The following is a 21,397-nucleotide window of genomic DNA, read 5'->3' on the forward strand; positions in this document are numbered from 1 at the left end:
GGGCGGATTTAACTATGAGTACTTTTTGGAGTCTTTGGATCATTATCCTGACAGTCACCAATCTGGTGTTGCTGTTATGGATTCTTTTTGCCAATCGCAAACGCGCGGTGGTGGGTGAAGAGAGCACGGAAGCAAAAACTACCGGCCACGAATACGATGGTATTGAGGAGTATGACAACCCTCTGCCTCGGTGGTGGTTCTATATGTTCTTACTGACATTTATATTCAGTGCCGTCTATTTGGTTATTTACCCAGGCTTGGGTTCTTATAAAGGTATAGAGTGGAAAGATACCGGAGCTTGGACCTCAGTAGGGGAGTTGCGTGGGGATCAGGCTGAGGCGGAAAAAGTCTATGCCGAAACGTATGGCGTCTACTCAAAAATGCCGATTGAAGAACTCGCCAGAAACCCTGATGCGCTCAAAATGGGCTTCCGTTTGTTTGTTAATAACTGTGCTGTTTGCCACGGTTCAGACGGTGGTGGCAACCCAGGCTTTCCGAATTTGACTGATAAAGACTGGCTCTATGGCGGCACACCAGACAAAATTCTGGAAACCTTGAATCATGGCCGTAAAGCAGCAATGCCTGCATGGGCTGCCTTGTTGGGTGAAAAAGGCATCGCGGAAACCACTGAATATGTATTGAGTTTGTCCGGTGCTGAGCATGATGCAACCAAAGCAGATGCAGGTAAAAAGCACTTTGATGTGAATTGCGCGGCTTGCCATGGTCTGGATGGTAAGGGCAACCAATTGCTGGGTGCTCCCAACCTGACGGATGATATTTGGCTTTACGGTGGCGAGCCTGCCACTATCCGCCAGACCTTGCGCCATGGCCGCAATGGTGTAATGCCGGCGCAGAAAGATCTGCTGAAAGAAGACCGTATCCATTTGCTAGCGGCCTATGTGTACAGCTTGTCGTTAGAAGACAACAACTAGATTCCGGCGAACTGGTTGTTATACAAGGAAGGCGGGCCCAGGCCTGCCTTTTTTTTCGCCCTGTTTTTTTTGATATCTGTTTAGCTCGCCCGGATTATCCGGGAGGCTAGCCAATGAGGTGGTTCCCTTGAGTGAAAAACCTGCCAGCAATTCCCCTGACAATAAGCCGTCCGAGCCAGTTATCCGCTATGTAAATCTCTACGAGGCGGATGACAAAATTTACATGCGCCGTATCACCGGTTTTTACCAGCGCCTGCGCCGTTACACAGGCGTACCCCTGATGCTGGGTTTCTTGTTATTACCCTGGTTGGTGATTGATGGTCGCCCGGCCATGTTATTTGATTTGCCTGAGCGCAAGTTCCACATTTTGTGGCTGACATTTTGGCCGCAGGATGCGATGTATCTCGCTTGGCTACTGGTAATCGCCGCCTTTTTATTGTTTACGGTAACCGTGCTGGTGGGGCGTGTATGGTGTGGTTTTACCTGCCCACAAACGGTATGGACCCAAATGTTTATCTGGGCGGAATTTGTCTGCGAGGGCGATCGTAACAAGCGCATCAAACTGGATGCCAAGCCCTGGGGTTTTGAGAAGTTGTGGCGCAAGGGCGCCAAACAATTTATTTGGATCGCGATTAGCATTATTACTTCCCTGACATTTGTGGGCTACTTCACTCCAATTCGCGAGCTGGTAGTGAGTTTCTTCACCTTTAATTTGGATCTGGTCCCTTTTTTCTGGGTTGCATTATTTGTTGGTGCTACCTATATGAACGCCGGTTTTATGCGCGAGCAGTTTTGTAAATACATCTGCCCCTACGCGCGTTTTCAAGCGGTAATGTACGATCAGGATACCCTCACTGTTTCCTACAATCCGCTGCGTGGAGAAAAGCGCGGCCCACGTAAAGTGGGTGATGACTATAAGGCGCAGGGATTGGGCGATTGTATTGACTGTTCCTGGTGTGTGCAGGTGTGTCCGGTAGATATCGATATTCGCGATGGTCTGCAGGCTGAATGTATCGATTGCGGCCTCTGCGTGGACGCCTGTAACAGCGTGATGGATAAAATGGATTATCCGCGCGGTCTGATCAGTTTCACCACCGAGGATGCAATTCAAAATGGCAAAACTAAAGTCTTCCGGCCGCGGCTGCTGGGCTATGGTTTGATGTTAACCATCATGATCTCGCTTTTTGTTTATTCGATTGCAACCCGCGTGCCGGTCGGGCTTGAAGCCCAACGTGATCGCGGTGTGCGCATGTATCGAGTAGTGGGTAGCGATATCCAGAACGTCTACACCATCAAAATCAGTAATATGGATCGCAGTACCCATACTTACGACCTGGAAGTTGAGGGTGATTATCCTTTTGTGATTGAGGGGTATCGGGCAATGCCTGCGCTGGAAGGGGAGGTGCTAACCGTACCGGTACGTGTCACTATTCCCAAATCTGAATTAAAAACGCGAAAAAGCGAAATTCGTTTCCGCGTGCGTGCACGTGAGAACCCCGAGCTTACGGCCATTAACACCACTACTTTTATTGGGCCTTAATCCTTTATTGGGCAGCGGCCTTTAACCAGATTTAACAGGTATTTTGTTATGAGTGAATTAGTCGCAGAAAATGCCAAGCCCTGGTATCGGGAGTTTTGGTTTTGGTTTGTATTCAGCCCGCTGATTTATATCATCATCATGTGCAGCATCACCGTTACCATTGCCCTCAAGGGGGCAGACGATGTGATTATCGATAATTACTATAAGGAAGGGCGCATGATCAACCAGGCACTGGAGCAGGATCAGCGTGCACGGGATTTAGGGTTGCTCGCGGATTTGCGTTTTGATCGCACCAGTGGCGATGTGATGATTAGCCTTACCAGTGCTGTGGGCGATACTGCGTCCTTGCCAGATACTATCCTGTTAATGATGGGACATCCGGTTAAGGAGGAAAAGGATCAAATTATCCACCTCAAGGCCATTGCGCCAGGCCAATATCGTGGCACTTTGGCTACTGAGCCCCAGTATTCCTGGTATCTAACGCTTTATCCTATCGGCGACATTGCCCAGCGTAAACAAGCTCCCTGGACCCTCAGTGGAGAAATTGATTTTCGTATTAGTGACAAAACCGGGTTGGCGCCACGCGTCAAATAGTCGAGTCATTCATGGCGTCACCAGCCTCCTCAGCGACTTCTGCTCAGGCTTGCTATCACTGCGGCTTGCCGGTTCCTGCTGCCAGTTATTATCCCGTACAAATTCAAGGTGAGATCCGCCTCATGTGTTGTCCCGGCTGTCAGGCGGTGGCGATGGCGATTGTGGATGGCGGTTTGGATAGTTTTTATCAGTTTCGGACTTCCACCAGTGAGCGCCCGGAAGCCTTCGGCGAATCACCACAAGGGGTAGCCCAGCGCTGGGCAATTTATGACTTACCTGAAGTGCAATCCGAGTTTGTGCTGCCGTTAGCGGGCGGCCTCAAACAGGCTAACTTGCTGCTGGAAGGTATAACTTGTGCGGCCTGTAGCTGGTTAATCGAAACCCATCTCAAACAAAATCCGGCGGTTAAATCAGTTACGGTGAACCTCACTACGCATCGCTGCATGGTGATTTGGGATGAACAGGCGCCCTTGAGCGAGATCTTCGCTGCGCTCCATGCCATTGGTTATGTGCCGCGCCCGGCAACGGACGACCAACAGCAACAATTAATTAAAAAAGAAAACCGCATCGCCTTGTTCCGTATTGGTGTCGCCGGTTTTGGCACCATGCAGGCGATGATGGTGGCGGTGGGTATGTACACCGGCGCGACGGATTTCTGGTTGGATTTTTTGCGCTGGCTGTCCATGTTAGTGGCCACGCCTGTGGTGTTTTTCTCGGCTTGGCCTTTTTTTCAAGCGGCTTGGCGCAGCATCCAAATGCGTCATTTAGTGATGGATGTACCGGTCGCGCTGGCGATTGGCCTTGCCTATCTGGCGAGTGTTTGGGCCACCGTCACCAGCACCGGCGAGGTGTATTTTGAATCGGTATCCATGTTCACCCTGTTTTTGTTGGTGGGGCGTTATGTGGAGTTGCGCGCGCGTCATCGCAACCGGTTGGCGTTTGGCAATCTCGCCCAACTCATGCCGTTAACCGCCTGCTGTTTGCGCACGGAAAATGGCTGTGAAATCGAAGAATCAATGCCCATCAAAACCCTGCAATTGGGTGATCTTATTTTAGTTAAAGCGGGCGATACGTTTCCATGCGATGGACGGGTGGTTGCCGGTGAAAGTGCAGTTGTTGAGGCGTTGCTTACCGGTGAGTCCCAGCCTGTCACTAAAAAACCGGGTGATTCGGTGATTGCTGGCACCTTGAATAATCACAGTCCATTGAAAGTTGAAGTAACTGCGCTTGGTGCTGCCACCCAGTTGTCGGCCATTGAGCGCTTGGCCAGCCAGGCCGCTGACGATAAACCGCTACAAGTGCTGAGTGCTGACCGTATCGCGCGATTTTTTATTGCCCGTTTGTTGGTGGTTTGTGCCGCCGTATTTGCGTTTTGGTTCTGGTATCGCCCCGAGCATGCCCTTTGGGTGACACTATCGGTACTGGTGGTGACTTGCCCTTGTGCTCTGGCCTTGGCGATGCCCGCCGCACTGTCGGCAGCAACCGCCAACCTGCGTAAACGCGGGTTTTTGGTAGCGCGCGGCCACGTGATAGAAACGCTGAACAGTGTGAATCGCGTTATTTTTGATAAAACCGGCACCCTCACCAAAGGCCAGTTTACCTTGGCGGAGGTGCGGGTATTTGAATCAGTGGCGCTGCCGCGCGATAGATTACTTGGCATAGCAGCGGCATTGGAGGCCGGCTCTAACCATCCGCTGGCGGCGGCGTTTATGCCTTGGCAAGATGTCTGCACCGCAACAGCGGTGAAACAAACCACCGCGGCTGGCGTGGAAGGGCAAATTGATGGTGTGGGTTATCGCTTGGGTACTATTGAGTTTGCCGGTCAGTTTGGTTCTGCTGTAGGGGCGCACCCATTGGCCTTACCTGACGATCAACATCTTTGGTTGTTGCTTGCCAGCGAACAGCAGCCCTTGGCCTGGATAGGTTTGATCGATGAAGTGCGGCCCGATGCAGCGGCGCTTATCACCAGCCTCAAGTCGCGTGGGATTGCGGTGGAGTTGCTCAGCGGTGACCAGAGCGGCGCTGTTGCCCAGCTTGCACGGAATCTCGGTATTGATGAGTTTATGGCGGGTGCCAAACCGGGCGACAAATTGTCGCACTTGAGCCAGCGTCAAGCGGCAGGTGATAAAGTGCTGATGATTGGCGATGGCATCAACGATATACCGGTGTTATCCGGGGCCGATGTGTCGGTCGCTATGGCTTCCGCGTCGGATTTGGCGCAAACCCGTGCCGATGCGGTATTGCTTAATGATCGTCTGGCGGTGTTGGCCGAGGCTTTGGATATAGCGCGGCGCACCAAAGGTATTATTCGCCAGAATTTGCGCTACTCGCTTGTCTATAATCTGCTCGCGTTACCCTTGGCCGCGGCGGGTATGATTCCGCCCTGGTTGGCAGCAATTGGCATGACTGCCAGTTCGCTAGTGGTGATTTTCAACGCACTGCGTTTGATGGATTAACCTCCTTTAAAACGAGTGTCTTTACTCTGGGTCTATTGATGGAAAGTCTGTATTTTTTGGTTCCCTGTGCGCTTGTATTTATCGCGCTGGCGGTAAAAGCGCTGTTTTGGGCGATCAATAATGGCCAGTACGACAATCTCGATACCGAAGCTCATCGCATACTGTTTGATGCTGAACAGCCTAAAAAAGATGACTCTGCCAAAACTGACGCAGAGAAAACAGCGGAATGAGTATTGATTGGTCGGTCATGGTCACTGCATTTTTATTGGGGCTGTTTAGCAGTGCCCATTGCATTGGTATGTGTGGCGGCATCATGGGCGCTTTGAGTATGGCGGTGCCTGCACAAGAGTCGCGACGTCGTTTTATTATCCTCTGCTCCTACAATATTGGCCGCCTGCTGAGTTATGTACTGATGGGGGTTTTGGTCGGTGTGTTTGCCCAGCAAATTACCGCCTCGGGAGGTGCTGCGTGGTTGCGTTGGCTGGCAGGGTTATTATTGATTACCATGGGGCTGTATTTAGCCAACTGGTGGCATGGATTAACCTATCTGGAGTCTGCTGGCCGCTATCTATGGGCTTATCTGCAGCCTATTGGTAAAAGACTGATGCCCGTTAATCATCCCGGCAAAGGCTTATTGCTCGGCGCGCTCTGGGGGTGGTTGCCGTGTGGTTTGGTTTACTCCGCACTGGCTTACAGCATGGCGCAGGGGCACTGGGCACTGAGTGGCTTCACCATGTTGGCATTTGGCGCTGGAACCTTGCCGAGTTTACTGCTCGCGGGGTTGGCAGCCCAACAGCTTAATAGGCTGCTGCAACTGCGTCATCTGCGTTGGGCTATGGCGATTATGATTATCCTCTTTGGCCTCTGGACGCTCTGGGGCGCCGGAGGGCATGGGCACCATCACAACCACCAGGAACCTGCGGCTACCGATTCACCATCCCATGAACATCACCAGCAGTCATCATCTGCCGCAGAAGACACTGACGCGCACGAACATCACCATCACTAACAAGCCTTTACAGCGCGTTGCTAGGCGCCTGAATTACCCTATGCTAAGGTGCGCGCCTGTTATCCTGAACTTAACTAGTGATTGCTGAGTCCAAGGTTTACCTGTCTGTCGTCATCTAAAGCGAGCGTCTGAGACACTATGATGAGCAAAACCCCGGGTAAAGGGTTATTGAGTACAACTGGATGTTGGTGCTTGGCGGTATTGGCCACCTTATCAGTGGCTGCCAGTGCAGAAGCGGATAAGCCTGCTATGGCAGATGATTCCAGCTGTGTACCATTTGATTCAAGTCGCGCTAAAAAACTTGCTATTACCGATGCCCATGCCCGTGTCGAAACGAATGTATTTGCCGGCATGGAAGGCAAGCGGATTCGCCATATTCAATACAACAGCCTGTCGATTTTTGATAAGGATGACCCGCGTGAAAATAACAGCCTCTATCTCTTCCTGAATAAACTACACGTCAATACACGCCCTCATGTAATTGAAGCGCAGCTGCTCTTTGAAGAAGGGCAGCCTTTGGATGTATCGCAGGTACAAGAGAGCGAGCGTATTCTGCGCAAGCGCCCCTACTTAACCAATGCCTATATTTTGCCGCTCAGTGTGTGCGATGAGCAGGTCGATTTGGTGGTCGTCACTCAAGACGCCTGGGCATTAGAGCCGCAGTTTTCGGTCAGTAAGGAGTCCGAGGGAACCAACTCGGGTTTTGCTATTTCCGACGGCAACATTCTGGGGTCGGGCAATAGCCTTACAGTGGGCTATGAAGAAAACGCCCAGCGCAATTTAGTGAATTACGACTTCCGCAACCCGCATATCTTCAATTCCCAAATTGCAGTCAAGTTTTATTACGCCGATACCAGTGATGGCAGCGATATGATTATCGATGTCTCTCGCCCTTTCTATTCACTGAAGAGTCCGTGGTCTGCTGGTTTTTATACCCAGGATGTAACACTGGAAGAAACCATCCGACATATGGATGTCGAGATCAACGAATTCCAACACCAAACCATGAACAATCAGGTTTATTTTGGTATTGCGAGTGATATAAGCACCAACTATACCCAGCGCTGGTTGGTGGGTTTTTCTAACGAGGAAGATAACTTTTATCCCTCGCCTGAAACCCTGCAGACTATTCCCGAACAACGCAAAGCGGTTTACCCCTGGGTTGAATACCAATTTCTGGAAAATCGTTTCGGTGTCTTCAAAAACGTAAACCAAATCCAGCGCCCGGAAGATATTGCGCTCGGGCAAAATATGACCATGCGTGTAGGTTATGGCGGCCGCACACTAGACAATAGTGCTGATGTCATTCGCTATATAGGCACTTACACCAACGTGATGGAGGTGAGTAAACATCACATTCTGGAAGCTGGCCTTACTCTGGACGGTCGCCACTATTCGAGTTTGGATGACGTCAATACCACCATTGTCAGCTTCAATGTTAACTACAACTACTTTCAGGATGAAAAGCGCCGTTGGTACATGGGCCTTCGTTACGATCTGGGGCAGGATCTCGCCCAATACGAAGAGATAACCTTGGGTGATATTACGGGCTTGCGCGGCTATCCCACCGATTACCAGCGCGGCAATGAAAGCTATGTGTTTACCGTGGAGCATCGCTACTTCTCAGATCTCCACATTCTCAACCTGATGCGGGTCGGCACCGTGGTGTTTTTTGATATGGGCAAGGCGTGGGGCATTGAACAATATGGGTACAGCCCGCTGCTGAGCAATGTCGGTTTTGGTCTGCGTTTAAGTTCCAGCAAAGTGCGTATTGGGAACGTTGTGCATATTGATGTGGCGACCCCCACTACCGCGCGCGAAGGTTTGGGCAAATATCAAATTACCATCGGTGCGAAGCAACGCTTTTAACATTTTTATGTCGTTTATGAAAAGGTAATCTGATGCGTATTCTTCACACCATGTTGCGAGTGGGTAACTTGCAAAAATCAATCGACTTTTATACTCAAGTGTTGGGCATGAAATTATTGCGTCAGCATGATTATCCGGAAGGAAAATTTACCCTTGCGTTTGTTGGTTATGGCGATGAAGCAAACAATAGCGTGATCGAGCTAACCTATAACTATGGTGTGGAAAGTTATGATCTGGGTAAGGGCTATGGTCATATTGCTTTAGGGTGCGATGATGTTTATGCCACTTGCGACAAAATCCGTGCGAGCGGTGGAAAAATTGTGCGTGAACCGGGCCCCATGATGCACGGCACAACAATCCTCGCGTTTGTTGAAGACCCGGATGGCTACAAAATTGAATTACTTGGCATAAAGTAATTATTTTTTTATCACTCGCTACATCAAGTTTCGCTTCGGTTTTAATCTCATTTTTTAAATTAATACTTGTCTGGAGCCGGGCGCTTCTTGCGTAAACCCTTATGAAATCTTCCCTGCATGATCTACTGTTCGATAATCGTCTGGTGCATCAATTACCCGCTGATCCGGAAACTGAAAATTTTCGTCGTCAGGTTGTTGGCGCCATTTATTCGCGAGTAAATCCTACATCGGTAACTAATCCGCAACTTCTGGCGGGCGCAGCAGAAGTGGCAGCGTTAGTAGATTTGCCTGCCGCTATATTTCAACAAGCGGAATTCGCGCAGGTATTTGCGGGCAATCAATTGCTCGCTGGGATGGAGCCTCACGCCTGTTGCTACGGTGGTCATCAATTTGGGAATTGGGCAGGGCAGTTGGGCGATGGGCGCGCGATTAATTTGGGTGAAGTGATCAATAGCAAAGGCGAGCACTGGACACTGCAATTAAAAGGCGCCGGCCCCACTCCTTACTCGCGCAGTGCGGATGGCTTGGCAGTATTACGCTCATCGGTGCGCGAATTTTTATGCAGTGAAGCTATGTTTCACTTGGGTGTTCCCACCACCCGTGCACTCAGTTTGGTGACTACTGGTGAAAAAGTCAGGCGCGATATGTTTTATGACGGCAACCCTGAATTTGAGCCAGGTGCGATTGTATGCCGTGTTGCGCCCAGTTTTACCCGCTTTGGTAATTTTGAAATTTTATCCTCGCGCGGTGACAATCAATTATTAAAACGTTTGGCAGATTTCACCATCCGCACCGATTTTCCGCATTTATTGTCTGCCAAAAATAATGACATTGGTGTCGATATATATGTGCAGTGGTTTACTGAAGTCTGTATTGCTACAGCGCAATTAATCGCGCACTGGATGCGCGTTGGTTTTGTTCATGGTGTGATGAATACAGACAATATGTCGATTCTTGGATTGACGATTGATTACGGCCCTTACGGTTGGCTGGAAGGTTATGACCCCGATTGGACTCCCAATACTACCGATGCGCAAGGTCGCCGTTATCGCTTTGGCAATCAACCGCGGATTGCGCTGTGGAATTTAACGCAATTGGCCAATGCTATTTATCCGCTCATCAATGCTGTCGAACCTTTGCAAATTGCATTAGAGCAATACCGTATTGAGTATGAGCGCTGTGCCCAGCGCGACATGGCGAGCAAATTAGGTTTATATCAATTTGACCCCGCACAGGACGAAATTCTAACGGACAATTTATTGCTCGCGCTGCAATCCGCAGAAATTGACATGACAATTTTTTATCGCCAGCTTGCGCAATATTCAGTGGATGACATTGATCAGTACAGCGATCAACAATGGTTTGATAAAGTGGCATTCGCCTATTATCAAGAGCCGACTGCGGATGCCAAAAGTACGATGATCAGTTGGTTGCGTGCGTATGGGCAGCGTTTACAGCAGGATGCGGTGTTACATAATGTGTCGGACGAAGCGCGGCGCGCACTCATGAATCGCACAAATCCCAAATATGTGTTGCGCAATTATTTGGCACAGCAGGCAATCGATAAGGCGACCCTTGGTGATGCCTCTGAAATTGAGCGATTGTTACAGCTGTTGCGCAACCCCTACGCTGAGCAGCCTGAATTTGAATCCTATTATGCCAAGCGACCTGAGTGGGCGCGGCACAAGGCCGGTTGTTCCATGCTGTCTTGCAGTTCGTAACACTGCAATTCAAAAAGCCGCACTGCAAACTCCCTATTTATATAATTCCTTTTAACCCTCGCGAGAGAAACATGATTAAAGTATTAGGCGCGGTGTTGCGCATAGTGTTACGTGGCATTTTGCTGCTGGTTGGTTTGGTTGGGGTATTACTGGGCGCTGTGTTCGGTGCGGTATTTCTGTTGTGGCGGCGCTATAAAAGTACACCGAACCTCACTGCGCAGCAACGCGAACACATTCAAACCACTTTTTTTAATAGTGTCTTTTTACTGCTCGGTCACCTTGCCAAATCGGATGGTCGAGTCAGTGAAACGGAAGTGCAACTAACAGAAGCCTTGATGGTAAAAATGGGCCTGACGCCGGAGCATCGTCGCGAAGCCATTCGTTTATTTAAACAGGGGGCCGCAGCCGGTTTTGATTTTGATGCGACAGTTGCCGAATTTAAACAGGTCTGCGGTGTAAGCCCTAACTTGAATAACATGTTATTGGTCAATTTGGTGAATTTGGCCATGGCGGATGGTGTGCTTGATGAACAAGAAGTGCAGGTGTTACGTCAATTAGCCGAGCGCATTGGTTTTTCGCGTTTTGCTTTTGAACAATTATTGAGAATGTTAAATGCGCAGGATGCATTTAATCGCGAGCGTGGTGGCCATCGCGAAGCAGTGCGTGGCGATGAGCTAACGCTCGCGTATCAAGCCTTGGGAGTTGATAAAAGCGCGAGTGATGCGGAGTTAAAAAAAGCCTATCGTAAATTAATGAGTGAGTACCACCCCGACAAACTTATCGGGCAGGGCATGCCTGAAGATATGATCAAAGCCGCTACCGAGCGCTCCCAGGAAATACAAGCTGCTTACGATCTGATTAAAAAATCCCGCCAGTAATTTTCTATTCCTTTGCAAACGGTTATAGCCTCTTGTGGGATGTAACCGTTATTTTTGTGATTCATTCCGCGCAAAAATTATAAGCAGTGATAATCGCTGCATTCTGCCTAGTCTTCCATTCAAAATGCTGTAGCCAATAAAACTGTGATTCATAAAACAACTTTATGACAACCTGTTGACAACGTTGTCCTGTTGGGTGTATTTTTCGAGCCTATGTTGGTTTTGCTATTGCTATAACAACGATAACAATGAGGTAGAAAACCAGGGATCGATAAAAAACACAGGTTTTAAAAAACCTGCTGTTATTTTCAGCTGTAGTTCGCTCGTTTGTTTTTTTGCTGTTTCTGTGCTGTTTTTTTTGCTCTGTTTTTTTACAGGGTTGGGCGCGTTTTTCTCCAAATTTTATTTTCTGTTTTTGAGATTTTGCTCAGGGTTTGTTATCGCCTGAAGGAATTGTTTTGCCCATAAAAAGCGCATTTTAAGGCGTTTTTTGTGAGTGAAATTGGTGCGGACGAGGGTGTGCAGGATGCGGTTAGCGGACGAAAAAATACTACAAGGAGCGCGACTTTTTGCTGATGTGGTTTTTAGTGTGCATCGCAATAAGTGTTGAGCGCATCACTGTGAGGGTATATCGGGCGTCCGTTTGGTAGGGCAGTAATTACCAAACGGCGTAATAAAAAATTATGCTGAGGAAAGTGTCAATGAAATCCCCTAAGGTATTAAAACTATTATCAACTGTCGGGTTGCTATCAACCGCAGGTCTGTTTGCTGCTCAGGCACAGGCGTATAACTGCGCAGGTGTGGCGCCTTATCAAGCGGGCAGTACCTACGCAACGGGTGCTGTAGTACAAAATGGTGGCAGTGCATATTCGTGTACTGTTGGTGGTTGGTGTACGGTCGGTGGCCCCTATGCCCCGGGAACTGGTTGGGCATGGACAAATGCCTGGAGCGGTCTGGGTGCTTGTTCTGGTGGTACTGAAAGCTCTTCATCGGTATCCAGCGTGGCGCCAAGTTCAGTCGCCAGCTCTGCAGTGAGTCAGGTGTCCTCGGTTGCCTCATCAGTAACGTCGGTTGCCGGTTGTGCGGGTTTATCTGCCTGGAATAGCACGGCGGTTTATACCGGTGGCAACGAGGTATCGCGCAATGGCGTCAAGTATCAAGCCAAGTGGTGGACTCAAGGCCAGGACCCTGTAACAAATTCCTCAGCGGATGGTGTATGGGCAAACAAAGGTCAGTGCTCAACGTCTTCTGCCTCGTCGGTGACCAGTTCTGTGGGTAGCTCGTCTGTAGCAAGTTCAATCACTACGTCATCCTCCAGCTCTGTGGCTAGCTCTATTGCATCCAGCGTTTCAAGCAGTTCAGTAGGCTCAGCGGGTGGTAAAAAAGTAGTGGGCTATTTTGCACAGTGGGGGACTTATGCCCGGAACTACCATGTGAAAAATATTGCGACTAGTGGTTCAGCGGCACAACTCACCCATATTCTGTACGCGTTCGGTAATGTGCAGAATGGCCAGTGCGTAATTGGTGACGCTTACGCGGATTATGAGCGCGCCTACGACGCCAATTTGAGTGTTGATGGTGTTGCGGATACCTGGGACCAACCCTTGCGCGGTAGCTTCAACCAGCTGCGTAAACTGAAAAAAGCCTATCCCAACATTAAGGTTATCTGGTCATTTGGCGGTTGGACCTGGTCTGGTGGTTTTGGTCAAGCAGCAGCCAACCCAACTGCATTCGCCAATTCTTGCTACAACCTGGTAGAAGATCCACGTTGGGCTGATGTATTTGATGGTATCGACATAGATTGGGAATACCCCAATGACTGCGGTCTGACCTGCGATACCAGCGGTTTCTCGGCCTACAAAAACCTGATTCAGGCACTGCGTACCCGGTTTGGTGCCAATGCACTGGTCACCTCCGCAATTGGTGCAGCGCCTTCAAAAATCAACGCCGCTGATTATGCCGGTGCTGCGCAATACCTGGATTTCATCATGCCCATGACCTATGACTATTTCGGCGCATTTGCGGCTAAAGGGCCAACTGCCCCGCATTCAGCGCTCTATGGTTACTCTGGTATTCCCGCCGCGGAGTTCTACTCGGACGCGGCAGTACAATTGCTGAAAGCCAAAGGTATTCCTGCCAGTAAGATTCTGTTGGGCGTAGGTTTTTATGGCCGCGGCTGGTCCGGTGTAACCCAGGCAGCTCCCGGTGGTGCAGCGACTGGTGCGGCAACCGGTAGTTATGAGGCGGGCATTGAAGACTACAAAGTATTGAAAAATACCTGCCCGGCGACGGGAATTGTTGGTGGCACCGCATACGCTTTCTGTGGTGGCAATTGGTGGAGTTACGACACCCCGCAAACCATGGTCGGTAAAATGGACTATGTACATCAACAAAACCTGGGCGGTACTTTCTTCTGGGAATTAAGTGGTGATACCAGTAATGGTGAATTGATCAATGTGATTGGCGAATCAATTCACTAATCCTGATCGAGTCCATGTAATTGAAAAAATGGCGGCCGGTGTGGTCGCCATTTTTATGAGGCTAAAATAATCATAGTGTGATTATCTCTGGCCAATAAAAAACCCGATTATCTTTTGATAATCGGGTTTTTTATTAAGCGGATAAAACTTAGCCGTGGTTGATAACCATCACATCGGTATCAACAGCGGCGATCAAGCGCTCGGCGGTATTACCGCGACGGGTTTTGGTCATACCGTTTTGACCCAGAGTACCCATTACGATCAGGTCAGCGCTGATTTCTTCTGCCAGGGCAGACACTACATCAGAGGTATAACCATTTTCCACATGGATCTTGTCGTTGGGCAAACCAGTCAGTGCAACCAGACGGCCGCGATCCGGGTAGCTCAGCGAGTCCAGATAACCATTGATAACGTGCAAATCGGCGCCGTAGGTATCCGCATAGAATTTGGCTTGTTCAATGATTTTTTTGTTCAGCTCAATTTGTACATCGCGCTGTGCTTGCATATTCACTGCAGCAAGAATCACTTTACGCTGTGCTTTTGCGCCCGGACGGATCAATACCACAGGGCAGTAAGCGCCTTTTAACAGTTCCCACTTGGATTCAGAGAAACTGAAGCGGCTGTTGTTGGTTTTGGCGTGTACTGGCAGGTAAATCAAATCGGCATCAAAACGTTTGGCTGATTCCATGATGGATTTTTGCCACTCGCTCGACCATGAGACTTCCAGTGTGTACTCGATACCGGCATTGGCCAGCGGGCTCTTGATGTTTTGTTCGAACCAGGTCAGGTCGCGGAACAGGTTATCGTTAACGGAGCGAGTATCTACCGCATCGCCATCCACAGCGACAAAGGCGTGAACCTTGGGCTTGGTGCCTTGGATTAAGGAAGAAACAATAATGGCGCGCTCAAGTGCGATGTGATGGGTGTCGTTGGGGTCAACAACAACAAACAGCTTTTGTGACTTTGACATACTGGCTCCTACTGGTTCCCTAAAAAGTTAGGTTGTTATTTTTTCGTTGGGGCTAGCATAGCAACCCCCATGGGGTTTTTACAGCGCGAAAGCCACCTGCTACAGGCGATAGCGGTTAAATAAAGTTGATATGGATTAAACTGTACGCCTTTTTTACACGGCGCTTTGGATAAGACTATGAATTTGCTTGAAAACTACCCAATCGATGCGATCGCTATTGGCCAGACAGCGACCTATAGCAAGACCTTAACGGAGCGCGATGTAATCCTGTTCGCCGCCTGTTCCGGTGATGTAAATCCTGTGCATCTGGATAAAACCTATGCTGCGACCACCCAGTTTGGTGAGCCAATTGGCCATGGAATGTGGACGGGTGCCTTGGTTTCTGCAGCCATTGCAACCCGCTTGCCTGGCCCTGGTTCCGTGTATCGCAGCCAAAGTTTGAGCTTTAAACACCCGGTAAAAATTGGCGATACGGTGACGGTAACTTTGACGGTAGCGGAAATAAAAGAAAAGATTAAGTTAGTGACGCTGGACTGCGAGGCGCACAATCAGGACGGAAAATTAATCGCCAAGGGTGTTGCCGAAGTCATAGCGCCAGCGTTAAAGCAATCGCTGGCACCGGGGCATGTACCGGAGATTCAGCTCGGCACTTGATTATCCGACCTCGACAGGCTTTTGCCGGTTTATTGACCGCTTAGGCGTTTTCCAAATGAAATGGCATAGGCTGCCGAGCGCATTTGCAGCACTGGATCTGCACTCGGCGTTACCCCTGCGGTCACCCGGTTGGGGTCAAAGTTTACGCCATCACAATCTCTATCATTGGCATCAGCAGCGCTGATCTCCAGTCGCGCCACTTTGACTTTGGTGCGCGTGTCGGGCCAGGTTTGCGAGGGATCAACTTCGCTATCGCTTGCCTCTCCCAAACTGATCTCCATATCCCAGCCGACGGCCCCCTGCGTGAGTTGTTCGCGTAGGTTGTTCATCAAAAAGTCAGTGCCTGCGCTGGCGAGTGCGTCATCACTCAGCAATCTTTCACCTGCTGTTGGCGTAAATTGCCAGCGCACCTTGCGGCGCTGTGAGTCGCTACCAGTAAAAAAGAAGGTATGAATACCGTAATAACTGGTTGATCCATAGCTCCACGAGGGGTTGTGGCTTGCAAGCCATGCAGCCTGGGCCTGGGTATCCGGGTTTGCCGCGCGATAGGCTGCGGTTTTGGCTGGGTCAGGTTTGCCAGTTTTGGGGTCAGGGATAAAGGTTTGCAGCAGGCCGTTAAATACTGCAGGGTTTTTGGCTGGAAACATGGGGGTGCTTAGCATGGCCATATTGTGCGATTGGCCATCAGGTAATTTGATTTGCAGTGCCATACCCCTAGGGCCACGGGCAGAGTCACTGGCGGCGGGGTTGCCACCGCCCAGAGAGAAGCGCACTGTCACGGGATGTGTTTTGCCATTAAAAATCGGCGATGTGGAGTATGTATTTGCTCCCGCTAACCCCGTAAAAGCGCCTTTTGCACAAAAGCCCTTGGCGTGACCTCGCCTCACGCCTTTGTGAACGCCTGAAACGGCCTCAAATGTCTGGATCAGCTCTTGCGGTCCTACAGTTGCCGGTGCGGTGGCCGGTTCCGCGGCAAAGGCCAGACCCGCACTCAGGGCGATAAGGGTGCTGACTAGTAGGTGATTGCAGTGTTGATTGGTGAGGCGTGCGAAGTGATTTGAGCGGTTGTACATAGGCAGGTTTCCGGCGTTAGTGATGGCATGTGCTCATTACGCGACACTAGCTGGCCTCGATCAGGTGAGGCCAGTGTGTTTAATTTTCTTTACCTACCGGGGGCAATATCTGCGCGATTTGCGACTATTCATCCTCCTCATCCAGTCCCGGGTTCCAACCTCCCAGCTCTTTCCACCGGTTTGCTATCAAGCAAAATAAATCAGCAGTTTTTTCGGCATCGTACGCAGCGGAATGAGCGGCGCTGTTACTGAATTCTAATCCCGCTGCTTTACAGGCCTTGGCCAGAACGGTTTGGCCAAAGGCGAGACCGGCAAGGGTAGCTGTGTCGAACACCGAGAAAGGGTGGAATGGACTGCGTTTTATGTGACAACGATCCACCGCGGCATTTACAAAGTTCAAATCAAAATGTGCGTTGTGGCCGACAATCACGGCGCGGGTGCAACCGTTTTCTTTGACTGCACGGCGCACGGCGGCAAGCAAGTCGGTCATCACCATTAATTCCGGTTCTGCCATGCGGTCGGGGCTGTCCAGATCAATGCCGGTAAAATCCAGCGCCGCCTGCTCAATGTTGGCACCTTCAAAGGGCTCAACATGGAAAGAGAAGGTTTCGTGGCGATGTAAAAAACCATCCTGATCCATACGGATAGTGACAGCAGCAATTTCCAGCAGGGCATCGCTCTGGGCGTTAAAACCGCCGGTTTCTACATCCACAATCACGGGCAAAAAGCCGCGAAAGCGCTGTGCCAGTGGAGAGTCGGGGTCGCGAGAGTTTTCAGGTGGATTCACTGTATCGCCTTAAGCCGTGTGCAACTGGCTGGTAGTCGTGCCGGATTGGAGTTTCCAGCGCAGGGTTTCACCGGCGCGCAGTGGCACCAGTGGTTGGTCGCCCATGATCAGGCTATCGGGTACTTGCCAGTCTTGTTTTGCCAGCGTGATCTTGTCGCTGTTGCGCGGCAAGTTGTAAAAGTCTGCGCCAAAATGGCTGGCAAAACCTTCCAGTTTGTCGAGTGCGCCTGCATCTTCAAAGGCTTCGGCATAAAGTTCGATCGCGGCAAACGCGGTGTAGCTGCCGGCGCAACCACAGGCGGCTTCTTTTTTGTCTTTGGCGTGCGGAGCCGAATCGGTTCCCAAAAAGAATTTCGGGCTGCCACTGGTAGCGGCTTTGATCAGCGCTTGCTGGTGGGTGCCGCGTTTCAAAATCGGCAGGCAGTAGTAATGCGGGCGAATACCACCGGCGAGCATGTGGTTGCGATTGTAGAGCAAGTGATGTGCGGTGATGGTCGCCGCAACATTGGCGGGGGCGGCGGCAACAAATTCCGCAGCATCGGCGGTGGTAATGTGCTCCAGCACCATCTTCAACGCAGGAAAGTCGCGCACTACCTGGCTAAAAGTGCGATCCAAAAATACTTTTTCGCGATCAAAAATATCAATCGCACTGTCGGTCACTTCGCCGTGCAATAAAAAGTGCATACCTTCTTTTTGCATGGCCTCCAGCACCGGGTAAATCTTGTTTAAATCCGTCACACCCGAGGCCGAATTGGTGGTGGCGCCAGCAGGGTAGAGTTTGCAGGCTTTTACGCCCGCCGCTTTGGCGCGCGCGATTTCGGCTGGGTCAGTATTGTCGGTGAGGTAGAGCACCATCAGCGGCTCAAAATGACTCCCGGCTGGGCGTGCTGCCAAAATACGCGCTTTGTAATCCAGCGCTTGCTCCGCATTCATTACCGGTGGCACCAGATTGGGCATCACTATCGCCCGCGCAAATTGCCCGGCGGCATCGCCTACTGTGCGGCCCAGTGCAGCGCCATCGCGCAAGTGAATATGCCAATCGTCGGGGCGGGTGAGCGTCAGTGTTTGGGTCATGAGTGGTGATTCCCTAGCGGTGAGCAATAAACAGCAGAAAAGTGGCGGCATGCTACCAAAAACGGCATATCTCCGCAGCCCTAATTCTGATCGGCAATTGGTAGCTTGCTGGCTATACTGCAAACACTGTCCCTTTGCTTGAGCTGAGATTGCATGTTTTTGTTCTCCAGATGCACGACCCTCGCTGTTTTTGTCGTTTTGTCTTCCTTGGCTGCAGCTTTCAGTCAGGCGCAGACCTATGCCTCTGGCTTTGCGGATGCCAAGTGGAATGCCAAGTCAGGTCCTTTTGCTTGCAGTCTCAGTCATGACATTCCCGCTTTTGGCACCGCTTATTTTGGCCAAAACGCCGGGTCAGCCGGTTTTTTTGAGTTTCGTGGCGTTAAAAAAGGCTTTCCTGCGGGTGCAGTAAAACTGGAATCAGTGCCACCCTTGTGGCGTAGCGATGTTGCACCGCAAACCCTGTTTACCGTGCAAACAACGCCAGTACGATTAAATGCGGAGCAGCTCAAGACTATGGTTGCTTCACTGGAAAGTGGTACCAATCTGGTATTCAGCAGCGCCGGCACCAATGAGGATGGCACCAGTGTGCGGGTGATAGTTGATGCGCGCAATTTTGCCGCCAGCTACACCACTTATAAGCGCTGCCTTGCCAATTTAATTCCTTATACTTTTGGTCAGCTGTCGCGTACGGTAATTTATTACGCGGGCGATGCATCAACCTTAAGCTCTGCAGCCAAAGCTCAATTGGACAAAATTGTGCGTTACACCAAAGCCGACAATAAAGTTCTGGGTATTTTGGTGGATGCGCATAGCGACAGGCGTGAAACTGCTGAAGCGGCAGAGCAGTTGTCGCAACAGCAAGCGGAATTAGTGACTGATTATTTAATTGATAAAGGCTTGCCCGCCGCATCCATCACCACACGCTGGCACGGCGATCAGTTTCCGATTGCCGATAATCAACACAAGGCAGGTCAAGCGAAAAATCGCCGCATCACCCTGCGCCTTGAAAATGAATCTACCCGCAAGGATATGGAGCGTCGTGTTGCTGCACGAAAAGCGGCGGAGGAAAAAGCCGCTGCAGAACAGGCAGCAAAAGCGGCAGCGGAGGCGGAAAAACAAGCGGCGAGCGGGGCGTCGTCCGTCACTACCAGGCAGCTGGAAGAGTTGGTGGAGCAGCAAAACCTCAATAACGGCAAACAGCCCGATCTGTAATTTTTCCTCACCTCGCTGCGCACGGACTTGCATTTTTTAACCACAATTCCCAAATCATTCTTAACCCGGTTTTCAGGATCGGGTTGGAATTATTTTATCTGCCATTAGTCTCAATGTGCGAGCCAGTGTCTTTGCGACCTGAATTCATTTTATCTAAGGAGCCATCCATGCACACATTGACTGCCAAATGGGCGTCCGGCATCAAAACAGTTATTGCAATCGTGAGTATCAGTGTTGTTTCGTTGGTGAGTCAGGCGGCGGAGTTGCCGGATTTCACCCAGCTTATTGAGCAGCATTCACCGGCGGTGGTAAAAATTACCGCTGTGTCTAAAGGTCTGGCTGTTGAACCCCAGCGCGCCTTACCACCGGATATGCAAGGCTTGCCAGATATTTTCCGCGAACTGTTGGAGCGCCGCCAAGCGCCGCGTGATCGCGGTTCATTGGGGTCTGGTTTTATTATTTCTGCCGATGGCTATGTGCTGACCAATGACCATGTGGTCGACAAAATGGACAGTATCACCGTGATCCTAAATGACCAGCGCGAGTACAGCGCGACGTTGGTCGGTAGCGACGAACGCTCGGATTTGGCGCTACTTAAAATCGATGCTAAAAATTTACCGACCCTGGCCTTGGCAAAAGACGAAACCTTGAAAGTAGGTCAGTGGGTGGTGGCGATTGGTTCGCCTTTTGGGTTGGACTACTCGGCCAGCGCTGGCATTGTCAGTGCTATCGGGCGCAGCATTCCCTCGGCGCATAGCGAGAGCAATTATGTGCCGTTTATCCAAACGGATGTTGCCATCAACCCCGGCAACTCCGGTGGCCCGCTATTTAATATGGATGGCGAGGTAGTGGGTATTAATTCCCAGATCTACTCACCCAGTGGTGGCTCGGTCGGTTTGTCCTTTGCGATTCCGGCGTCATTGGCTATCGATGTGGTTGCCCAGTTGAAAGATAAAGGCCGGGTGGATCGCGGTTGGTTGGGGGTGATGATTCAGGATGTGGATAAAAACCTCGCCAGTTCGCTGGGGATGGACAAGCCGATGGGCGCCCTCATCAGTGAGGTTGACCCCGACGGCCCCGCGGCCAAATCGGGCTTGGAAGCCGGTGACCTGATCATTAAATTCAACGGCCAGGCGGTAAATACATCCAGCGATTTGCCCTATTTGGTCGGGCGCACTGCGCCAAAATCCAAAGTGCCAGTGGTAATTATGCGCAAGGGCAAACAGCAGTCACTTAACGTTACTGTGGGTATTTTGCCGGTATCGCCTCAGGAAGCCGCGAGCCGCCCTGCATCAGCACCTGTCCAAAATACAGTGGATAGTTTGGGCTTGATTGTTGCACCTTTGGATCGTACCCAGCGCGGTGGCGCTGAGGCTGGGGTAGTGGTGCAGCAGGTAAAAGCGGGCAGCCCTGCGGCAGAAGCCGGATTGCAGGTTGGGGATATCATTACCCAGTTGGCGTTTAGCGATATCAAATCCACGGGTGATTACGCCAAAATTGTTAAAGGTTTGCCTAAAAATGAACCGCAAGCGATTCGCTTCTATCGCGAAAATCGCCCGGTATTCAGGTCAATTATCATCAAATAAACCTTAGCGCTTTCCTACCGCTGTCGGGCGAATAACGGCGCCCGGCAGCGGTTTAACATAAGTCACGGCTCGTCCAGTGGTCGCGTAGCACCCACCCTGCAAATAGGCTAGAATGCCGCCCATTCTTTTCATGTCCCAACCTGGTT

At 50.6% G+C, this 21,397-nt stretch carries 19 protein-coding genes; 14 read left to right on the top strand and 5 right to left on the bottom strand.

All coding sequences use genetic code 11. The annotated features are described in order from the left end of the window. The first annotated feature begins 14 nt into the window (after positions 1–14). The 11 genes from ccoP to NNX04_RS20715 all read left to right on the top strand — a co-directional run bounded on the left by ccoP (position 15) and on the right by NNX04_RS20715 (position 13,895). Complete coding sequence (gene ccoP / locus NNX04_RS20665; RefSeq protein ID WP_007643906.1) at positions 15–932, top strand: cytochrome-c oxidase, cbb3-type subunit III; 918 nt, start codon at positions 15–17, stop codon at positions 930–932. Positions 933–1,059: 127 nt separating this feature from the next. Then, entirely contained in the window at positions 1,060–2,472 is a 1,413-nt protein-coding gene (ccoG, locus tag NNX04_RS20670; protein ID WP_040392739.1) for a cytochrome c oxidase accessory protein CcoG, read from the top strand. A gap of 48 nt (positions 2,473–2,520) precedes the next feature. Beyond that, on the top strand, positions 2,521–3,066 hold the full coding sequence (locus tag NNX04_RS20675) for a FixH family protein (RefSeq protein WP_007643902.1): 546 nt from the start codon (positions 2,521–2,523) through the stop codon (positions 3,064–3,066). Between the two features lie 11 nt (positions 3,067–3,077). Beyond that, positions 3,078–5,522, top strand: coding sequence for a heavy metal translocating P-type ATPase (locus NNX04_RS20680; protein ID WP_261947039.1), 2,445 nt, complete (start codon positions 3,078–3,080; stop codon positions 5,520–5,522). Between the two features lie 38 nt (positions 5,523–5,560). Next, a complete protein-coding gene (gene ccoS, locus NNX04_RS20685) occupies positions 5,561–5,752 on the top strand; it encodes a cbb3-type cytochrome oxidase assembly protein CcoS (RefSeq protein WP_007643900.1) in 192 nt (63 codons plus the stop codon). After that, the gene (locus NNX04_RS20690; RefSeq protein ID WP_261947040.1) at positions 5,749–6,531 is read left to right on the top strand and encodes a sulfite exporter TauE/SafE family protein; all 783 of its coding nucleotides are present in this window, start codon (positions 5,749–5,751) and stop codon (positions 6,529–6,531) included. Before ccoS ends, NNX04_RS20690 begins: the two co-directional genes overlap by 4 nt. Positions 6,532–6,669: 138 nt before the next feature. Then, a complete protein-coding gene (locus tag NNX04_RS20695; RefSeq protein ID WP_261947041.1) occupies positions 6,670–8,400 on the top strand; it encodes a hypothetical protein in 1,731 nt (576 codons plus the stop codon). A 32-nt stretch (positions 8,401–8,432) separates the two neighbouring features. Beyond that, positions 8,433–8,816 carry a lactoylglutathione lyase gene (gene gloA / locus NNX04_RS20700; protein ID WP_007643897.1) on the top strand — a complete coding sequence of 128 codons (384 nt, stop codon included), beginning with the start codon at positions 8,433–8,435 and terminating at the stop codon, positions 8,814–8,816. A gap of 101 nt (positions 8,817–8,917) precedes the next feature. Next, positions 8,918–10,537: a protein adenylyltransferase SelO gene (locus NNX04_RS20705; protein ID WP_261947042.1), complete on the top strand. Its 1,620-nt coding sequence runs from the start codon at positions 8,918–8,920 to the stop codon at positions 10,535–10,537. A gap of 71 nt (positions 10,538–10,608) precedes the next feature. After that, positions 10,609–11,415, top strand: coding sequence for a co-chaperone DjlA (djlA, locus tag NNX04_RS20710; RefSeq protein ID WP_261947043.1), 807 nt, complete (start codon positions 10,609–10,611; stop codon positions 11,413–11,415). Positions 11,416–12,116: 701 nt separating this feature from the next. Further along, positions 12,117–13,895, top strand: coding sequence for a glycosyl hydrolase family 18 protein (locus NNX04_RS20715; RefSeq protein WP_261947044.1), 1,779 nt, complete (start codon positions 12,117–12,119; stop codon positions 13,893–13,895). Positions 13,896–14,043: 148 nt separating this feature from the next. Here the strand turns inward: NNX04_RS20715 and NNX04_RS20720 are convergent, their stop codons facing one another. Further along, positions 14,044–14,865, bottom strand: a complete 822-nt coding sequence (locus NNX04_RS20720; RefSeq protein ID WP_007643891.1) for a universal stress protein — start codon at positions 14,863–14,865, stop codon at positions 14,044–14,046. 177 nt (positions 14,866–15,042) lie between these two features. Here NNX04_RS20720 and NNX04_RS20725 point away from each other — a divergent pair, with 177 nt between their 5' ends. After that, complete coding sequence (locus tag NNX04_RS20725; protein WP_261947045.1) at positions 15,043–15,519, top strand: MaoC/PaaZ C-terminal domain-containing protein; 477 nt, start codon at positions 15,043–15,045, stop codon at positions 15,517–15,519. Positions 15,520–15,548: 29 nt separating this feature from the next. On the opposite strand, the gene NNX04_RS20730 is transcribed toward NNX04_RS20725, so the two are convergent. The 3 genes from NNX04_RS20730 to pyrC form a co-directional block, all read right to left on the bottom strand. Next, positions 15,549–16,592, bottom strand: a complete 1,044-nt coding sequence (locus NNX04_RS20730) for a catalase family peroxidase (protein WP_261947046.1) — start codon at positions 16,590–16,592, stop codon at positions 15,549–15,551. Positions 16,593–16,716: 124 nt separating this feature from the next. Next, entirely contained in the window at positions 16,717–17,379 is a 663-nt protein-coding gene (rnt, locus tag NNX04_RS20735) for a ribonuclease T (RefSeq protein ID WP_007643888.1), read from the bottom strand. Between the two features lie 9 nt (positions 17,380–17,388). Beyond that, complete coding sequence (gene pyrC / locus NNX04_RS20740) at positions 17,389–18,453, bottom strand: dihydroorotase (RefSeq protein WP_007643887.1); 1,065 nt, start codon at positions 18,451–18,453, stop codon at positions 17,389–17,391. 153 nt (positions 18,454–18,606) lie between these two features. Between pyrC and NNX04_RS20745 the strand changes: the two genes are divergently transcribed. Both NNX04_RS20745 and NNX04_RS20750 read left to right on the top strand, forming a co-directional pair. After that, positions 18,607–19,665 carry a MotY family protein gene (locus NNX04_RS20745; protein ID WP_261947047.1) on the top strand — a complete coding sequence of 353 codons (1,059 nt, stop codon included), beginning with the start codon at positions 18,607–18,609 and terminating at the stop codon, positions 19,663–19,665. 167 nt (positions 19,666–19,832) lie between these two features. Beyond that, positions 19,833–21,251, top strand: a complete 1,419-nt coding sequence (locus NNX04_RS20750; RefSeq protein WP_261947048.1) for a Do family serine endopeptidase — start codon at positions 19,833–19,835, stop codon at positions 21,249–21,251. A gap of 3 nt (positions 21,252–21,254) precedes the next feature. Here the strand turns inward: NNX04_RS20750 and NNX04_RS20755 are convergent, their stop codons facing one another. Next, positions 21,255–21,383 (bottom strand): hypothetical protein, encoded by a 129-nt coding sequence (locus NNX04_RS20755; RefSeq protein WP_261947049.1) that lies wholly within the window; start codon positions 21,381–21,383, stop codon positions 21,255–21,257. Positions 21,384–21,397 lie beyond the last annotated feature (14 nt).

This window comes from Cellvibrio sp. QJXJ, assembly GCF_024452345.1.
Lineage (GTDB): Bacteria > Pseudomonadota > Gammaproteobacteria > Pseudomonadales > Cellvibrionaceae > Cellvibrio.